The sequence below is a fragment of the Chryseobacterium pyrolae genome (genome assembly GCF_025153485.1).
In the GTDB taxonomy this organism is placed as follows: Bacteria; Bacteroidota; Bacteroidia; order Flavobacteriales; family Weeksellaceae; genus Chryseobacterium; species Chryseobacterium antibioticum.
Genome location: NZ_JANZQH010000001.1, coordinates 114854 through 133168, shown reverse-complemented (window position 1 = coordinate 133168; position 18315 = coordinate 114854). Strand labels below are relative to the sequence as shown.

Annotated in this window: 15 protein-coding genes; 8 read left to right on the top strand and 7 right to left on the bottom strand. The window is 36.3% G+C overall.

What is annotated here, in order from left to right:
* The first annotated feature begins 89 nt into the window (after positions 1 to 89).
* From pruA to NZD88_RS00625, 3 genes are all read left to right on the top strand, one after another.
* The gene (gene pruA, locus NZD88_RS00635; protein ID WP_259826619.1) at positions 90 to 1715 is read left to right on the top strand and encodes an L-glutamate gamma-semialdehyde dehydrogenase; all 1626 of its coding nucleotides are present in this window, start codon (positions 90 to 92) and stop codon (positions 1713 to 1715) included.
* A 315-nt stretch (positions 1716 to 2030) separates the two neighbouring features.
* The gene (locus tag NZD88_RS00630) at positions 2031 to 2240 is read left to right on the top strand and encodes a cytochrome C551 (RefSeq protein WP_259826618.1); all 210 of its coding nucleotides are present in this window, start codon (positions 2031 to 2033) and stop codon (positions 2238 to 2240) included.
* Positions 2241 to 2410: 170 nt separating this feature from the next.
* Positions 2411 to 2620, top strand: a complete 210-nt coding sequence (locus NZD88_RS00625) for a hypothetical protein (protein ID WP_259826616.1) — start codon at positions 2411 to 2413, stop codon at positions 2618 to 2620.
* Between the two features lie 633 nt (positions 2621 to 3253).
* Here NZD88_RS00625 and NZD88_RS00620 read toward each other — a convergent pair.
* Positions 3254 to 4879, bottom strand: coding sequence for a helix-turn-helix domain-containing protein (locus NZD88_RS00620; RefSeq protein ID WP_259826614.1), 1626 nt, complete (start codon positions 4877 to 4879; stop codon positions 3254 to 3256).
* Between the two features lie 287 nt (positions 4880 to 5166).
* Here NZD88_RS00620 and NZD88_RS00615 point away from each other — a divergent pair, with 287 nt between their 5' ends.
* A complete protein-coding gene (locus NZD88_RS00615) occupies positions 5167 to 6327 on the top strand; it encodes a thioredoxin family protein (RefSeq protein ID WP_259826612.1) in 1161 nt (386 codons plus the stop codon).
* A gap of 50 nt (positions 6328 to 6377) precedes the next feature.
* On the opposite strand, the gene NZD88_RS00610 is transcribed toward NZD88_RS00615, so the two are convergent.
* The 5 genes from NZD88_RS00610 to NZD88_RS00590 form a co-directional block, all read right to left on the bottom strand.
* Positions 6378 to 7652 carry a hypothetical protein gene (locus NZD88_RS00610; RefSeq protein WP_259826610.1) on the bottom strand — a complete coding sequence of 425 codons (1275 nt, stop codon included), beginning with the start codon at positions 7650 to 7652 and terminating at the stop codon, positions 6378 to 6380.
* Positions 7653 to 8126: 474 nt separating this feature from the next.
* Positions 8127 to 8849 carry a hypothetical protein gene (locus tag NZD88_RS00605; RefSeq protein ID WP_259826608.1) on the bottom strand — a complete coding sequence of 241 codons (723 nt, stop codon included), beginning with the start codon at positions 8847 to 8849 and terminating at the stop codon, positions 8127 to 8129.
* Between the two features lie 34 nt (positions 8850 to 8883).
* Entirely contained in the window at positions 8884 to 9603 is a 720-nt protein-coding gene (locus NZD88_RS00600; RefSeq protein ID WP_259826606.1) for a hypothetical protein, read from the bottom strand.
* A 242-nt stretch (positions 9604 to 9845) separates the two neighbouring features.
* Positions 9846 to 11330 (bottom strand): tetratricopeptide repeat protein, encoded by a 1485-nt coding sequence (locus NZD88_RS00595; protein ID WP_259826604.1) that lies wholly within the window; start codon positions 11328 to 11330, stop codon positions 9846 to 9848.
* A 633-nt stretch (positions 11331 to 11963) separates the two neighbouring features.
* Positions 11964 to 12986 (bottom strand): 3-oxoacyl-ACP synthase III family protein, encoded by a 1023-nt coding sequence (locus NZD88_RS00590; RefSeq protein ID WP_259826602.1) that lies wholly within the window; start codon positions 12984 to 12986, stop codon positions 11964 to 11966.
* A 73-nt stretch (positions 12987 to 13059) separates the two neighbouring features.
* On the opposite strand from NZD88_RS00590, the gene NZD88_RS00585 reads away from it, so the two are divergent.
* The 4 genes from NZD88_RS00585 (at position 13060) to NZD88_RS00570 (ending at position 17647) form a co-directional block, all read left to right on the top strand.
* Entirely contained in the window at positions 13060 to 13959 is a 900-nt protein-coding gene (locus NZD88_RS00585) for a magnesium transporter CorA family protein (protein WP_169235103.1), read from the top strand.
* A gap of 155 nt (positions 13960 to 14114) precedes the next feature.
* On the top strand, positions 14115 to 15701 hold the full coding sequence (locus tag NZD88_RS00580; protein WP_259826600.1) for a patatin-like phospholipase family protein: 1587 nt from the start codon (positions 14115 to 14117) through the stop codon (positions 15699 to 15701).
* A gap of 34 nt (positions 15702 to 15735) precedes the next feature.
* A complete protein-coding gene (locus NZD88_RS00575) occupies positions 15736 to 17205 on the top strand; it encodes an FAD-binding oxidoreductase (protein ID WP_259826598.1) in 1470 nt (489 codons plus the stop codon).
* A gap of 55 nt (positions 17206 to 17260) precedes the next feature.
* Positions 17261 to 17647 (top strand): hypothetical protein, encoded by a 387-nt coding sequence (locus NZD88_RS00570; protein ID WP_259826596.1) that lies wholly within the window; start codon positions 17261 to 17263, stop codon positions 17645 to 17647.
* Between the two features lie 85 nt (positions 17648 to 17732).
* On the opposite strand, the gene NZD88_RS00565 is transcribed toward NZD88_RS00570, so the two are convergent.
* Complete coding sequence (locus tag NZD88_RS00565; RefSeq protein WP_259826595.1) at positions 17733 to 18263, bottom strand: NAD(P)H-dependent oxidoreductase; 531 nt, start codon at positions 18261 to 18263, stop codon at positions 17733 to 17735.
* Positions 18264 to 18315 lie beyond the last annotated feature (52 nt).

Genomic DNA, 18315 nt, shown 5'->3' with positions numbered 1-18315 from the left:
ATGAAGTATTTGCAGGAATTGTTCCTTTCAAAATGAAAACGTAAATTTGTATACCAACATATTTATAATTTAAAATAATACAACATAATATGTCAAAAGCAATTTCGCAAGTACCATTTGCAGTAAACGAACCGGTAAATTCTTATGTACCGGGATCTCCAGAAGTTAAAAACCTTATCGCCACTTACAAAAAGATGTGGGCTGAGAAGATAGAAATTCCAATGTTCATCAACGGAAAGGAAGTGAAAACTGACGAAAAGGTTCAGCTTCAGTCTCCTCAGGATCATGCTCATGATTTCGGATTTTACTATAAAGGTACCATGCAGCATGTAGATGACGCCATCAACGCGGCATTAGCAGCTAAAAAAGAATGGAACGAGCTAGGCTGGGAACACCGTGCAGCTATTTTCTTAAAGGCGGCTGATCTTTTGGCTGGACCTTACAGAGACGTGATCAATGCGGCAACGATGATCGGACAGTCTAAGAATGTTCACCAGGCTGAGATAGATGCTGCGTGTGAATTTATCGATTTCTTAAGATTCAACGTAGAGTTCATGACTGAAATGTATTCTGAGCAGCCGGTTTCCGACAGCGGAATCTGGAACCGTGTAGAGTACAGACCATTGGAAGGATTCTGTTTTGCAGTGACTCCGTTCAACTTTACAGCGATCTCCGGGAACTTACCTACCTGCATGGCTATGCTAGGAAACGTAGTGGTTTGGAAGCCTTCTGATAAGCAGGTTTATTCTGCAAAAGTGATCATGGATGTATTAATCGAGGCTGGTCTTCCTGCCGGTGTCATCAATATGGTGTTCACAGACGGAAAAGAAACGGCTGAGAAAGTAATGTCACACCCTGATTTTGCAGGTCTTCATTTCACAGGTTCTACGAAAGTATTCCAGGGAATGTGGAAAATGATCGGTGATAATATCCATAACTACAGAACTTACCCGAGAATTGTTGGGGAAACTGGAGGAAAAGACTTCGTGATCGCTCACCCTTCTTCTAATGTAGAGGCAGTAGCTACTGCTTTGGTAAGAGGTTCTTTTGAATACCAGGGACAGAAATGTTCTGCGGCTTCAAGAGCTTACGTTCCTAAATCTCTTTGGGCTGATGTGAAGAAAGTAATGGAAACTCAGATCAATTCTATTAAAGTAGGTTCTCCTGAAGATCCGTCTAACTTCGTGAACGCAGTAATCGATAAAAACTCTTTCGAAAAATGTAAAGGATATATCGATAGAGCAACAGCTTCCGGTGAGGCTGAAATCGCTATCGGTGGAAAAGTTGACGATTCTAAAGGATGGTTTGTACACCCTACTGTTATTGAAACGACCAATCCTCATTACGAAAGTATGGTAGAAGAGATCTTCGGGCCTATCTTATCTGTTTATGTATATGAAGATCAGGACTGGAAAGAAACTTTAAAATTAGTTGATTCTACGTCTCCATATTCATTGACTGGTTCTGTATTCGCACAAGACCGTTATGCCATCAATGAAGCTTTCAAAGCTTTAGAAAATGCTTCAGGAAACTTCTACATCAACGACAAACCAACGGGTGCCGTTGTTGGACAGCAGCCTTTCGGTGGTGGTAGAGCTTCAGGAACAAACGATAAAGCTGGTTCTAAAATGAACTTACTAAGATGGACCTCTGTAAGAAGCGTAAAAGAAACGTTTGTTTCTCCAAAAGATTACAAATACCCATATCTGGGATAAGAATTATACGTTAGGAATTGTACATTATAAAATGATAAGTAATCAGTAATGAGCAATGAATAATCACAAGGCCCTGGAATTTTAATTCCGGGGCCTTTTTTATAAATGATAAGCGATCAATGATAAAGCAATGAATAATGATGACCATTATTTCAAACTTTGGAATACAACTCTTTAACCCCTAATCCCTGCAACCTATTACCTATTCCACTACCTCTAACACCTTTTAACAAACTTTACCTATGTTTTAATACTTGTGACTACTGCTTAGGAATGGTTATTGAACTTTAACGTATAACACTAAAATAAAATATTATGAAAAAGTTATTGTTAGCAGCCTTTGGTTTAGGAATAGTCGTTGTGAGCTGCGGGACTAAAGAGTCTTCGATGTCATCGGGTAATACGGATTCTACTGCAACAGTTCATACCAAAACTGTAGCACCGATTGCAAAAGATTCAGCGAAGATGGCCGTAAAAGACAGTGTCCGAGTTGATTCCGTAGCTGCCACACGTCCGGCTAAATAGATATAAACAGATTTTTAATCTAAACATGGAAAATCCGTAGATGAAAGCTCTGCGGATTTTTTTTATGATTAGATTAAAAATGAATTTACATCAGACAAAAATTATATAATGACATAAAAATAGTATTATTTTTATATATTTGATAGCATTAAACATCAAAATCAACTATTATGAAAAAATTATGGATAGGAGCTATTCTGGGCGTTTTATTTTTAGGAAGCTGTGCACAGAATAAGGAGAAAAGAGAAGAATTCAAGGATGAGCACAATAAAGATTCCCTGAGAAATAAGATGGGAGATTCTGCTGTTGCCAATTCTGAACCGGCTCCGGCTTCTCATGATACTGCAAAAGTAAAAACCGACAGTCTGAAGACTAAATAAAATAACAAATCCGCAGCTACGCTGCGGATTTGCACTTAAAAAAACTTGACTGAAAAAAACCGGGCAATCAACCCCGATTGTATTATAAAGTCTTTATCTCACGGAAGTATTCTCCCAGGTAAATAAAGGTATTTACGACCAGGTAGGCAGACCTGTTATCCATTATTACTAACATAAGGTAGCAATCCCGGACACGGAGTGGATATGAGCCTTGAAAAGCATTGGGGGCAATACCCCCTCAGCTATTGATTCGTCGTTCTTTTCGCGACGATGTCCAGACTCGCAATAGGCATCAGTGTATTAATCCCAATCTACGCAAAGGCAACATTAGATAATACGGATGCCAACACGACCGTTAAGTTGTCTTCATCTGTTTAATTTACTAGTTTAAAGTTTTCATGGTTGGTGTAAAATAATTGGCAGGTATTTTAAACCGTCTAGTAATTTAGTCTTTAGATTTGATCGCTGCTCTGCTTATCCGGAATAAAAGATTAAAAAATGAGTGACAAACTGCAGTATGTCTATTCCGGTAAAGCTGGCGCAAAGATATAGATGTGAATGCCTTACGTAAAACAATAGGTTATCCGTTTTCATGAAAATGAAAAGACAGAATTCATAAAAACAGCCATTGTCTTAATTGTTTTCGGGAAAATGAACATTTTTATCTGTCTGATTTTCAGCATCCAGATATTTGATATACGCTGAAGGAGAAAAGTCTGTCACGGCTTTAAAGACCGAAGCAAATTTACTGTGTGAAGAAAAGCCACATTCGTCTGCGAGGATGCTGATCTTGTACTGTCTGTACTTTTCGTTATTGATCAATTTATCAATGATATAATTGATTCTGAGACGATTGACATATGTTTTAACATCAGCACATTTATGCTGATTGATCACGTAAGAAAGGTATTTTGTATTGGTATTAAGTTCTGCAGCCAGAAATGATAACGACATATTTTTGTTGTTATAGAGGTCTCCTTTTTCAAATTCTTCAAGAAGTTCCAGCAGTTTTAGCTCTGTTTCGGACGTCATCAGGGATTCATTTCGCTTTTTATCAGCTCCTCCTATTCTATCGTCCACTTCTTCCACAGAAATGTTTGAAAAATCAGAGTTTTCTGTTTTTAAAGGTGAAGATTCACTGCGGGAACTGATCATCTGCAGCTGAGTTCTTATAATATTCCTGAATTTTGAACGCTGTTTCTTCTGTTTTACTTTAAAGAAAACAACAAGCCCGATGAGGGAAATCAGCAATACAATAATAGCTGCGTTTTTCACAATACTGATCTGTGTACTTTTTTTATTAGGCTTCACTAAATTTTCCGGAGCAATTACTGCAAATTCACGGTTCCGGGCTGTAAGGCTGTCGTAAGCTCTTACATATTTTGTGGCATAAAGGGAGGCTTTAACATTATCCCCCGTCCCTTCATAATAATCATTGATATTGGAATATACTGCTTTTTTGAGTTTAAGACTTTTGGAACTGTCTGCTATGTTTTCAGCTTTTTTCAGATAGATTTCAGCCTCTGCCCAATTTTTCTGTTTCAGACGGATCCCGCCCAGCCCATTATAAACAAGCCCCAGAATACAACATTTCTCGTTGAGCAAAGATTCTGCTTTCCGGTAATATTTTTCAGAAGCAGGATAGTCTCTGAGCTTAAAGTATACCTCTCCAAGGATCTGATAGGATGCAGCTACCGCTCTGTCATTATCCCGAACATTATCTTTTCCAAAAGAGTTCAGTGATAATTCTATATACTTCACAGCATGAGTATAACTCCCCTGCTCCATTTCGTAATATGCCATTTCCTGATTCAAAAGTCCCAGCGCTTCTCCTCTTTTTTGAGAATCACCAATGAGTTTTGCCGATTTTATGCCTTGTAAAATATATTTTTTTGATCTTTCATGAAGGCCGACCAGCCGGTATTCTTTAGCTAAGAATCCGTTGACCTGTGAGAACCACTCCGCATCGTTAATCTGACTTAATAAGGAATGGGCATTTTCAGCGTAGCAAATAGATTTCTTGAATTCTCCAGCAGAATGGTAAAGATTAGCGGAAAGTAAAAGGCTTTTGACTTTATCTAAAGGCTTTTGTGCAGCCATATATAAAGAATCCGCTATTTTCAGGGCCTTTGGGATATCCTTTTGGGCCATCTGAATGGATGTTCTTTCACAAATCTGGTCATAGCCATATTTTTTCTGAGCCCAGATGGGGGCAGCAGTGATGAACAAAAACAAAAGTTTGAGCAGACTTCTAGACATAAAAAAATAAATTATTATTTTGATTTTATAATAATTCATCATTTTCATGGGGTGTCTTTTTGTTTTTACAAAGCTACTAATATTTTATTTTTTATTAAAATATTCTTCTATTATTTAATTTTTTTAACTAAAAACCAGATTATCATTTATTTTAATAACACCTTATTAACAATTATCACCTTAAATAGAATTATTACATATAATAAACAGGTTTAAGTAAATATTTTCAACATATATCCAATCTCATGTTAACATAATTATTACATTTGTAATCAATAAAAAGTTTTATGAAAAAATTAGCAATATTTTCTTCTTTATTTATAGGAGTTCTGGCATTTGCACAGGGAATTAAATTTGAAGACAGCAATTTCGCAACAATCCTGGCGAAAGCAAAAAAAGAGAATAAACTTGTATTTGTAGATGCTTATGCATCATGGTGCGGACCTTGTAAACTGATGGTGAAAAATATTTTCCCTCTTCAGACTGTTGGAGATTTTTACAATTCTCATTTCGTGAATGCTAAAATAGATATGGAAAAAGGAGAAGGAATCGGGCTTGCCAAGAAATATAACGTAAAAGCATTTCCTACGTACCTTTTTATCAATGGTGATGGTGAGGAGGTACACAGAACACTGGGATATGTAGAGGAAAAAGACTTCATTCAGTTTGCTAAGGATGCTGAAGATCCCAATAAAAGGCTTACTGCATTAAAGCAGAAATTTGAAAAGGGAGAAAAAGATCCTGAATTCTTAAAAAATCTTGCCGGCCTTACCATTTATAACGATTCTGAATTTGCAGGAAAGGTATTAGACCGTTATTTCCAGCAGAAAACGACTCTTGATCAGGAAGATGTACAAATGCTTCTTTCGGGAACACAGAGTACGGAAAGCCCTTTATACAAGATATTTCAGGCCAAAAAAGCGGATATCATCAAAATTTTTCCAGAAGATAAATACACTAGATTCGATACAAATATAAAACTGAATACGGTTCTTAAAAAGTCTTACAATGCAGATACAAAATCCTGGAATGACAACTACTTTTTGACAGAATCTCAAAAGTTTATGACAAAAGAGGAATCTGAAAAGGTCTTAAAAAGAGCAAAAGCAAACAGAGCTTTAAAGAACAAGGATATCCCTACTTATGAGAAGTTAACGATAGAATTATATAAGGACTATTCTGCTACCGGTTCTGAGGAATTAAACTCTTTAGCATGGAATTTCTTTGAAAACGTAAGCAACAAAACTTCCCTGGAAAAAGCGATAGCATGGGCGCAGGAATCTGTAAAAAAAGATGAAAACTATGCGAATACAGATACTTTAGCTAATCTTTACAACAAGATCGGGGACAAAAAGAACGCTAAAATATGGGTTGAAAAATCTATAGAACTAGCAAAAAAAGAAGGTCAGGATTACTCAGATACTGAGAAACTATTGAAAAGTCTTTAAATAATAAAGTATAAAAATGAAATCCGCAGAGCAAAGCTCTGCGGATTTTTTTAGTTATTGTAAACAAGTACCTGCATCTTGGTAAGCATTGCTTCTGTATCTCCATTATAGCCAGAATAGCCAGAAGGAACGTAATTAACAGTCTGATCACCAAACCAGGAAGAATATTGTACCTTGAAGGTATAGGTTCCCGCAGTAAGCGTGACTGCTTTCAGAAATGTTACCGGAATCGGAAGCCTTACTAATTGAGTTCCACTTACCATTGACGTATAGGCAGAAGATATTTTAACACCATTCTGTAATAAATAGAAAGCTCCTTGTGAATCAGAACTAGTTAGACTAGGTGCATATCCCAAAATATTAAACAAAAAAGTTTGGGTCATTCCTGCTGGAACCGTCAATGTAATGGTAACTCCCGGCACATCTGCAACCGTACCTTGAGTAATCGTTAGTGCTGTTGTTCCCTGTACATAATTTGCAGAAGAGATAGTCCCACTTGACGTATTAAGAGTCTTCCAGGTTGGTGCCACTCCAGCTCCGCTAGAGGTAAGAATTTGTCCGGTAGTTCCTGCCGATCCAGCTGTAGTAGCATTACCTCCAACGTTAAGTTCATTCACAACCTGTAAAGAACCATTAACATGCAAGTTTTTCTGCGGAGTCTGAGTAGCTACCCCCACACTTCCCGTACCGGTTACGGTCATTCTATTTGTGTTATTGGTAAGAATATTTATCGGATTTGCTGCAATAGTATTTAAATTCATACTTGTACTATTTCCCGATGTTGTAATTTGTGCACTCGAACCATTATCAACAAACATATTTAAAACACCTGCACCTCCATTTGCCTGGAATGCCCCTCTTGAAGAACCGGTTGTCGAAACAATTCCCTGAGTACCTGCAGTTCCTATTATAACATTGTTTGCTCCATTCACGAAAGTGAGTGAGTTCCCCGCAGTAGTGGCAATCCTGTTTCCTGTAATTGTTCCATCAGAATTATAAATATTAACAGGAGCATTTAATTTCGTCCATAAGCTACCATTATAATAATAATATCCAACAGCATCAATATTTACAGCAGTTCCCGTTTGTGCACCGGTAGCAACGCTGTTTACGTACACTAAAGTTGAAGTCGGAACTCCTGTCATGCTTTGAGCTCTTTGTCTGTCAACTCTTGGAATCAGGATACCATCAACATTGGTGGTAGTACCAGTAGCATCTTTAGCTGTTACATCCAGTGTTGCAGCAGGCGAGGGAGTACCTATACCCACTTGGGCATTGCAAATGAAGGGAAAGAACAAAATCCCAGATAATAAATTAATTTTCATTTTGTTGAATTTTAAAGTTAATATATTTTTAATCAAACAATTACATCACTTTTTTCAATATAAATTTAATAAAAAATAATGAATAAAACTGAATTAAAATTTATTTACAGTCCAATATCCCCTACTACTTTATCAGAAAAATAAGTTTAATTGGTGAAAAGCATATAAGATAGACAGGCTCTTTCATCCTTTCTGAAATTGAAAACGACACCGTTGAAAAAAAATTTCAGGGTGCCGTTTTTATATTAATCATCTATGCCTTATTTAAAATCCTATTGTGTTAAATAAGTGATTGTTAAATAATTCACATTTTCTCTTTTATGATTAATCAATTCAGTATTTATCGGCCATGCGGTTGGATTACTGAACTTATGCGTATATTTTGTAAATCACTTTACATATTGTGTGCTGTTGGGAATGAAAATCATCATTAATATGAGATGATAAACGTGCAAATCTTACTTATTTTACTAATTATAAACCTGACGGTGATGGTGCAGAACCGTTAGAGCTCCCTCCCAATCCAGCTGTAATCGTTCCAAGATTGTTCAGAAAAGTGTTATTAATGACAAGACAATTGATAGTCCACGACCCATTACTTGCATCTGCTGTATTAGCACCTCTGTAATCTGCTGATAAATGCCAGGTACCCTGATACTCGAATGCATATACATTTTTTGGAGAGAAAGTTCCTGAATTGGAGTTAGAAAGTCCTACTCCGATGGGTAAATTAAAACTACTTCCAATGACAATCAGAGTATATTGTGCAGAGTTAATATTAGAATTGAAATCGTTTATATAATCTCCATTAACATTATTAAGCTGAAAAATTATGCTGTTAAACATAAAAGTATTTCCGCTACCGGATGAGGCAATCCTTAGTTCTCCAGTTGCATTATTCCTCACGACTGTACTATATCCTGTAGTTCCCCCCGTAGCGGCAGAAGTTCCTAAAATCATATTCCCAGTCGTCTGAAGCTGAGCTGTAGGATTGATAGTTCCAATTCCTACCCTCCCTGCGGAGGTTACAACAAAATCATTATTTTGCTGTGATGCAGAGGGAACTCCGGTTATTGGATTGTCTTTGGCACCATCAATATGAAAAACAGCTCGGGGATTTGGAGTATTAATACCCACTTGAGCATTTGTAGAAAAAAAAGCTAAAAAGACAAATAAGAGTAAAATATTCTTTTTCATGGCATTCTTATTTTATAATCACCTTATGTTAAAATTATAATCCTGCAGGTGTGGTTGCAGAACCATTTGAACTACCTCCAAGGTTTGAAGTAACTGTGCCTAATGAATTCATGAAAGTATTATTGATAATAAGACAATAAATCGTCCAAGAGCCATTTATACTATCAGCTGTACTCCCTCCCCTGTAGTCTGCGGAAAGGTGCCAGGTTCCTCCATTTGAATAAGCATATATATTTTTAGGAGAAAAAGTTCCGGTGGATGAATTTGAAAGTCCTCCTCCGTTTGCAGTAATAAAGCTACTTCCTGTAATGATAACTGTATATTGGGTAGAATTAAGATTGGTATTGAAATCATTAATGAAGTCTCCACTTACATTATTAATCTGATACACCACATTATTAAAAACAAAAGTATTTCCACTGCTTGATGATGCTACCTTTAATTCTCCTGTGGTATTATTTCTTACCATTGTACTGTATCCTGTAGTCCCGTTGGTAAGGGTCGCTGCTCCCAGAATCATATTTCCGGTGGTCTGTAGTTGAGCTGTAGGATTGATTGTTCCAACTCCTACCCTTCCACTAGAAGTTATCACCACATCATTGGCTTGTTGTGCAAGAGAAGGTGCTCCCGTCAAAGGATTATCTTTGTTTCCATCTACATGTAAAGTAGCCTGAGGAGCAGCGGTATTAATTCCTACCTGGGAAAACACGGAAATAGAAAATATTACCGCCACTGGAATACATATTTTTTTCATCAATTTTGTTTTTATTATACTGATAGGCTTCAAAAATCTATCACAAAGTTTCATTGAAAATTTCACTAAGTACAAAAGAAGATTCCTGGGATTTAAAATCATTCTTTTTCATCATTTATGTAATGGTCTTGATATCGGTAACAAAGGAAGACAAAAAGTCTGGCTGATCACAGAAACCAGATATCACATAGATATCACACGTCATAAACCACTGGAAATCAATTAAAAAAGGCATTTAGAAATTAACCTAAATTGTTCATCCATAAATAAATATCCTCCTCTGAAGAAATTCCGAGTTTTTTCCGAAGACGATTTTTTCGTATCTGAACAGCGCGTGTTGTGACAAAAGTATATTCGGAAATATCTTTTGTAGAAAAATTAAGTTTCAGCAGCGCACAAAATTTAAGGGTGTCATTATTAATGTCAGGATATATATGGATAAGTGCACTGCAGAATTCAGGATAGTATTCTCTGAAGAGCGTTACAAATTCAGGATTATTTTCTTTGGCAAGTCTTATAACTTCATCGAATCCTTCATTAATTTTAAATTTCAGATGATCTGTTTCTTTCTCTTTTTCTATTATTTTTTCTCTTTCATCCTGTATTCTACTTTCTAAAGATTTTTCTTTTCTTTTATTTATCCTGATCAGTACATATACAAATACTACTGCAAAAACCAATATTAATAAGATGATATAATATAATCTGAATTCCTTGTCTTTATATTCCTGCTCTTTATCTTTTATATATTGCTGGATTGGAAATTCTGCTTCCACATCTTGTGTTTTTGAAAGACTGTCATACAATTGAGTGTATTTTTTTAAATAAATATTTGACGATCTTTCATCTTTTAAACTATCCGAAATTCGATGTAATAGCCAATAGCTATCTCGTATTTCAAAAGGTAATTTCAGTACTTTCGCAAACTTCAAGCTCTTATCGTAGAAAACTTTCGCTTCTTTAAAATTCTTTTTTTGTTCATGAAATTCGCCCCAATTCCTACTTAAGCTATAGTCCTCAAAAACTGATTTTCCAGGTGTTGATTCTGATATTTTACCGGCATATTTCAGATAGTATTCTGTAGAATCCAAGTTTTTTTTATAGTGCATATAGTGATAGGCAAGCGTATTGCTGTTAAATATATCTTTTACTTCATTAAAATTAATTTTACTATAATAAAAAGCCGAATCTGGTTTTTCCCGAATTTCATAAATAGAAATAATATTACTGTAGGCGAAAAGCCGCAATCCTTTCCTATTTCTACCCGAAATATAGTTGGTTAATGCTAAAGATTTTTTGAAATATTCTAACGCCTGTGTGTATAGTCCCAATAAATAATAATTATTACCATATTCCGAATAAATGGTAGATTCCATTTCCCTGTCATCAAGCTTTTTATTTTCTTTTTCAGCAAGTTGAAGCAATGACAGACTTTCTTTATACTTCCCCATTCTGCAGAAAACATTCCCCAGATTACAATATCCTTTTATGACCCCTCTGATGTAATCAGCTTTTTTGCATTCTTCAATTAATTTTTGGTTGATGGTGATCACTTTTTCAAAATTTCCGTCATCAGCTAGTTTGGGGGATAAATCCCAAAGTTTTTGATCCAGTGATTTTGGGTTAAAATTTTCATGTTGCAGAGCTGAGATATAAATAGGGAAAGAAATGACCAGGCTAAAAAATAATTTTGTTTTTATTTTAATTGAAGTTTTTAATTTTTTCATTTGTGTTCAGAAACGCTTTATATTAAATAGCAATCCCAGCAAAAAAATGCTGTTTAATTATTCTCATTTTTACTATGACTGCTTTGATATGATTTTTTGTGAGATATCAGTATCCCATCAATTTGATGCACAAATAAAACAAGTACAGCAGAAGATTCAAAAAAAACAACTATCACACAGCTATCACAATAAAAATACACCCCTAATATTCAATGAATTACATTTTTAATTGATGATTCATAGCTCTCTGTTTTATTGAAAAATTATCCTAAAAAAGAGATAGATTTACCAGAAGCCAGTGATGAGATTGTTTTCAATTATAGCTGACTTATCAAAACATAGATGTTTTCTTCTGATGAAATGTTTAATTTTTTGCGAAGTCTGTTTTTGCGAATCTGAACAGCCAAAAGTATATTCAAAGATATCTTTTGTTGAAAAATTTAATTGTAATAAAGCACAGAACTTTAATGTTTCAGAATTAATGTCCGGGTATATTTTTAATAAAGCCTGATAAAGATAGAAGATGATAAAAATGTACCCAATCTCAAACCGCATTCAACAAAAAAAGGAAGCAGCAGCTTCCTTTTATAATCAATTGGAGAAGTCATTAAAACTTCTATGTTATTATTGTATTTAGTATTCAAACAATACACTTCCCCATGTAAATCCGCTTCCAAAAGCTGAAAGAAGTACCAAATCTCCTCTTTTGATCTTTCCTTCTTCAATAGCTTCGCTTAAAGCGATAGGAATAGAAGCAGCGGTTGTATTTCCGTATTTCTGAATATTATTATGGATCTTTTCATCCGGAAGTCCGAATTTCTGTTGTACAAACTGGGCAATTCTAAGATTCGCCTGGTGAGGAATGAACATATCCAGATCTTCGATGGTTTTTCCTGCTTTATCTAAAGCTTCCTGCATGGTTTCCGGAAACCTTGTTACTGCATGTTTGAACACAAAATTTCCGTTCATGATTGGATAAACTTCTTTATCGGTTACATTTTCAGGTTCTTTTCTCATTCTGTCGCTCCATCCGAATTTGGAACCCGGGAACTGTGTGCATAATTCATCTGCATATTTACCTTCAGAATGCATATTTACCGCCAGAATATCTCCCGCATTTTCATCTTCCGTTGCTGAAAGTATGATGGCACCTGCCCCATCTCCAAAGATCACTGAAACGCCTCTTCCTTCATCAGAAAAATCAAGTCCGAAAGAATGAACCTCCGCTCCTACTACAAGAATATTTTTATAGGTCCCCGATTTGATAAAAGCATTGGCCACGCTCACCGCATATACAAATCCTGAGCATTGATTTCTTACATCCAAAGCTCCAATAGTATCGCAACCCAGCATATCCTGAAGCAAAACACCACATCCCGGGAAATAATAATCCGGAGAAAGTGTTGCGAAAACAATATAATCTATATCTTGAGCGGTCAGTCCGGCTTTTTCAAGAGCTTTTTCGGAGGCTTTAAATGCCAGATAAGCCGTGGTTTCCTGAGAATCATTTCTATTTTGTCTGTGTCTTCTTTCTTTGATGCCTGTTCTTTCCGTAATCCACTCGTCATTGGTCGCCATCAGTTTAGCTAAATCATCATTCGTAACAACATTATCTGGAACATAAAATCCGATCCCTTTTATTGTACTTTTAATCATATAGTTTTTTTAATTTTGGCAAAGATAAAATTATTTAACCCATAGTTTTTCAAAATATTAGTATTTTTATTATATGCCAATCGACACGATATACAGAGACTCCCAATGTGAATGGGTAGATGTAGAGGCTCCCACTGCGGAGGACCTGAAATTTCTTCACGAAAGATATGAGATCAACAACCTTCTTCTGGAAGATACCATGGATCCAAACCACCTTCCGAAATACGAAGAGGATGGCAATGTAAAATTCTTTCTTCTCCGTGAAAGTACGGAGCTGGAAAGAAAAAACCTCAACACCATAAGCGATATCAGCACAAAAATCGGGATTTTTCTGCTGGATAATACCATCATCACCATCCACAGGATGAAAACGAAAAGTATTTTGGAGACAAAAAAACAGATTTCTGCCATGCAGACCGAAGTTTCCTCTTCAAAAATTGCTTTAGTGATTGCCCTCCTGATCATGAAAAGTTTCGATGATGAATCATTAAGCCTTCTGGAAACAATGGATAATATTGAAAACGAAATTTTTCTTAAAAATACCAACCATACGAACCAGATCAGAAGACTGTATAAGCTGAAAAGGAAATCAGGGCTGAATTCCCGGGTACTGACTATTTCGACGGATGCGGTAGATAAATTTAAGCTATTGGATCTTCAGGATTCCGAGATCGTGGATTTAAAAGACAAACACAAAGATGTTGTAGCAGATTTTGATCATTTAAATATCCAGATTACCAACCTTATTTCAATGTTTCTTGCGCTTTCAGATCAGAAAGCCAATCAGGTCATGAAAGTTCTTGCGATTTACTCGGTATATTTCTTACCGATTACTTTTATTGCGGGTCTTTACGGAATGAATTTCGACAATATGCCCGAACTGCATCATAAATATGGATATTTTATAACGTTAGGTTTCATGGCTTTGGTGGTGATCTGCACATTTATTTATGCAAGGCGTAAACAATGGTAATTGTACAGCAAAAAAGGGAAAAACACTTAAGCTGCTGTAAGGATTTGTTACTAACTTTAAATCGCATTTGAGATTGCCTCACCTTACGGTTCGCAATGACGGATGATAAATACAATCTTTGCGTTTAGCCAACATCACCAAACACCAAACTGATCATGAAAACCGACATTCTAAACAAAATTCTTGAGGAACACGTACTCTCCAGAGAATCTAAAGACAAGCTTACGGCTCTCCATGAGAATATTTCCTCCAGGGAATTTTCTGATCTGCTGGATGCGCAGGGAAACCAGTATGTAGAATTTGTTCAGGAAGGAGGCGGTGTCTGGGGAAGCGCTCTGGTTGGCTATCTTTATGGTCTGGAGGTATTCGGGGTTCGGTTTCTGAAAGTGGCAGGAACGAGTGCCGGGGCCATCAATACGATGCTTATTGCTGCCTGCAAAACTAAAGAGGAAGCCAAAAGCGAGGTAATCAAGGATATCCTTTTCAGCTGGAACTTTGCCGATTTCATGGACGGAAAGACCTATGTAAAAACCACGATTCATGCGATTCTGAACAATAAGGATTTCTTTAAGATCAATGCCATTATTTTGGCAGTTATTATGGTGATTCTGGTAATCATTCCCTTTGCATCCAGACCGGAAACTACGCTGAATGCAAAACTCCTATTCCTGATTCCTTTAATTCCGGTGATCATCGCCTTTTTCTGTATTAAAAAGTTTTACAATGATTTCAGAAAACAGAACAGCGGCTTCAATCCGGGGAATGCTTTTTTAGAGACCATGCAAAGCGTTCTGGATGGTTTTGGGATCAAAACGGTGGCTCAGCTTAATGAAAAATTCATTCAGAAAGAATATGATCTCAATCTTAATTACCGTTACGGAAATACACAGGAATATTATACCATCGCTTTAAAAAGCATTGAAGCCATCAAAGCTAAAAACAAGGAGCATATTGATCAGACACGTTATAGGATTTTCTACGAAAGTGCGGTGAATAATGATTATTACAAAAACAATCCGTTTTACCAGCTTCGTTCGGAGTATATCGTCATTACAACGGATATCAATGCTAAAATCAAAGTAGAGCTTCCTACAATGGCTAATCTATATTGGTCGGAAGAGGAACTGAAACACGTCAGCCCGGCTGAATTTGTAAGAGCCTCTATGTCTGTCCCTTTCTTTTTTGAACCTTTCCGGAAAATGATCGACAGGGATGACAGTTCTGTAAAATATGCCTGGAAATTCTGGATGAACACAAAGCCGGAGGATATCTACCCTTCCGGACTCTTCATTGACGGCGGAAGTATTTCCAACTTCCCCATCGATATTTTTCATGCCAGCGATGTATTTTATCCAAGAATGCCCCTTTTTGGGGTACAGCTTACCAGCGATTCTGACATCCTTTCGGAAAAAGGAAAAACCAGTGAAGAAATTCTGAAAACCCCTTTTTCTTATGCGGGAAACATTATCAGCACGTTAAAAGGTTTTAATGATAAGTCATTTTTAACAAAGCATAGCTTTTACCGTCTTTACAGCATTCAATCTGTTAATTGTGGCACAAGCAGTTGGCTAAATTTCTTTATGAAAAGAGAAGAAAAAGAGGATCTTTTCAACAGAGGCTTTCAGGCCGCTCTGGATTTTCTGAATCAGTTCGACTGGGAAAAATATAAATATGAAAGGATGATGCTTTCTATGAAGGAGAAAAAGATCCTGAAGGAAGCGGATACACCGACTGTGGGATAAGGAATTTTGAGTATTTTAGAGTTTTAATATTTTAATGAAGAAAAGATATTTTTTTGCTATCGGAATTCTAATGCTCCTTATATTCATTTCTATTCCCGTCATTCATGTCCTTAAAACAAAATGGAGTGAGCCTGATCATAAAACAGAAATTCCAAAAGGTTATACGGATGATGCCAGTCAATTGAATTTAACAAAAATAGATACTTTAATAAAAGTCCCGTCATCGAAAACTGAGATTGAAAATCAGCTGCGCCAGATCCTGAAATATGCCAGAGAAAAAAAGTTAAAGATCTCCATTGCCGGAGCACAACACAGCATGGGTGGACACACCATTTACCCCAATGGAATTCTCCTCAATATGCTTCCTTACAAACACATGGAGCTGGATGCTGAAAATAATATCCTGACCATTGGTTCGGGAGCTCTTTGGGAAGATGCTATAGAATATCTTGACAAAAAAGGAAAATCAATTGCAGTGATGCAGGCATTCAGTTCGTTCTCCGTAGGCGGTTCCATAAGTGTGAACGGTCACGGATGGCAGAAAAACCTTCCTTCAGTAGCTTCAACTGTTGTTTCATTTACTTTAATGAATCACAACGGTGAAATTATGAATTGTAGCAGGGAAGAAAATCCTGAACTTTTTAAGCTGGTGATTGGAGGCTATGGTCTGTTCGGAATTATTTTGGATGTCAAGTTAAAAGTGGTTGATAATACTGCGTTGAAATACCGATATGTCCGTTTAAATTCGGATCACTATACTGATTATTATAAGAAATTTATTTCCGATCATCCTGAAGTCAATCTGGTTTTCGGGAGACTAAAGATCTCGGACAAACATTTTCTGGAAGAGGCCACCATTAATTATTTTGAAAAGGCAAATGAAAAACCGCTTGCGCTGTCTGTTCAAAATGCCAAAAATGCAGAAACAAAACGTCTCGTTTTCCGAAGTACCGTCAACAGTGAATACGGAAAAAGGCTTCGCTGGGATCTGGAAACAGGAATGAACAAAGTGACCAAAAATGCTGTTTATTCCAGGAATGAACTCCTCAATGACCACGTTTCTCTGATTGAAAATAAAGACCCAAATTCTACGGATCTGCTACAGGAATATTTTATCCCTGAAAGAAATTTTAATCAATTTATTAAGGATATTAAGCCCGTTCTAAAAAGTTCAGGATTGGATCTTCTCAATATAACGATTCGGGCCGTTAATAAAGATGAGGATAGTTACATGAATTATGCGAGGGAAAATGTATTTGGATTTGTTTTATTATTTAACCAAAAGAAAACAGTGAAACAGGAAAACGCAATGAAAATCCTGACCAACAAACTCGTTGATATTACTCTTAAAAATGAAGGAACATTTTATCTGCCCTACCGTCTGCATATCGATAGGTTAAAGATGAGAAAAGTATATCCTCAAACTGATTCTTTTTTCGTTCTGAAAAGAAGATATGATCCTCAGGAAATTTTTGACAATAAATTTTACCAGCACTATAAATAAATATGAATTACTAGTGAGGGCTTATAAAAGCATATAGAAGATTAAAAATATCAAAATGAACAGAGCTATCAAAAACCTTCTATTATTTGCCAGTATTCTTCTTGTTCTTACAAGCTGTCATTCCGAAACATTTGATTCTGCTCAATGGGTTCCTATAGAATCAGGACTCTATGACGGACACCGCAAGAAAATGCTGAATGATCTGGTGGAAAATGTCCTTACATTTGAATCCGGAAAGCATAGAGGAACCAGTAAAGAAAAGGTGATCAACCTCATCGGAAAACCCAACGAAATCGATACAAAAGACGGATCTGAAATTTATTATATCGAAGAAAAAACAGGCATGATTGATCCTAATGGTTATATTAATCTGCATTTGACTTATAAAAGCGATTCAACATTAATGAGCTGGAAAATTGAAAATGTAGATTATAAAGAGTAACAAAGATAAACGTGGGTGGATTTGTAAAAGACAGAAAATCTGAAAAGTAAAAACGGCCATATCTATAGACATGACCGCTGCCCGTTTATATTGAATCCAAAAACTCCAGATACATCGGTACACTTCTTTCAATCCATTCTCTGGAAGGATCGTTTTCTATTCCGTAGTAAACAAAAGGTTCTTTATAGTCTGCTTTGATGTAGTCGAAAGTCAGTTCATAAGGTCGGAAAAGCTCGTTCATGGTATATTTGTATTTTCCTGGTGCGCTGTAGCCCTGTTCATCTATTCCAGCCGTGACTGCCAATGTCATCTTCTTCCCTCCTGCTCTGTAACCGCTTTTACTTCCGTAGGCCCAACCGTAAAGAAGTACCTCATCAAACCATTTCTTTAAAAGCGGCGGACTGCTGAACCAGTAGAACGGAAACTGGAAGACTATCCTGTCATGAGACTCTATCAACTCCTGCTCTTTTGCAACGTCTATCTTTTCATCCGGATAGGCTTCGTATAAAGAATGAATCGTGTATTTTTCAGGAGATTTTTTTAATTCTTCAATCCATCTGTTATTGATCACCGATTTTTCGATATCGGGGTGAATCACTATGATTAATGTTTTCATTTTTCGTTTACATTTCTTCAGCAAAAATAATATACGTAACTTACATTTCTGA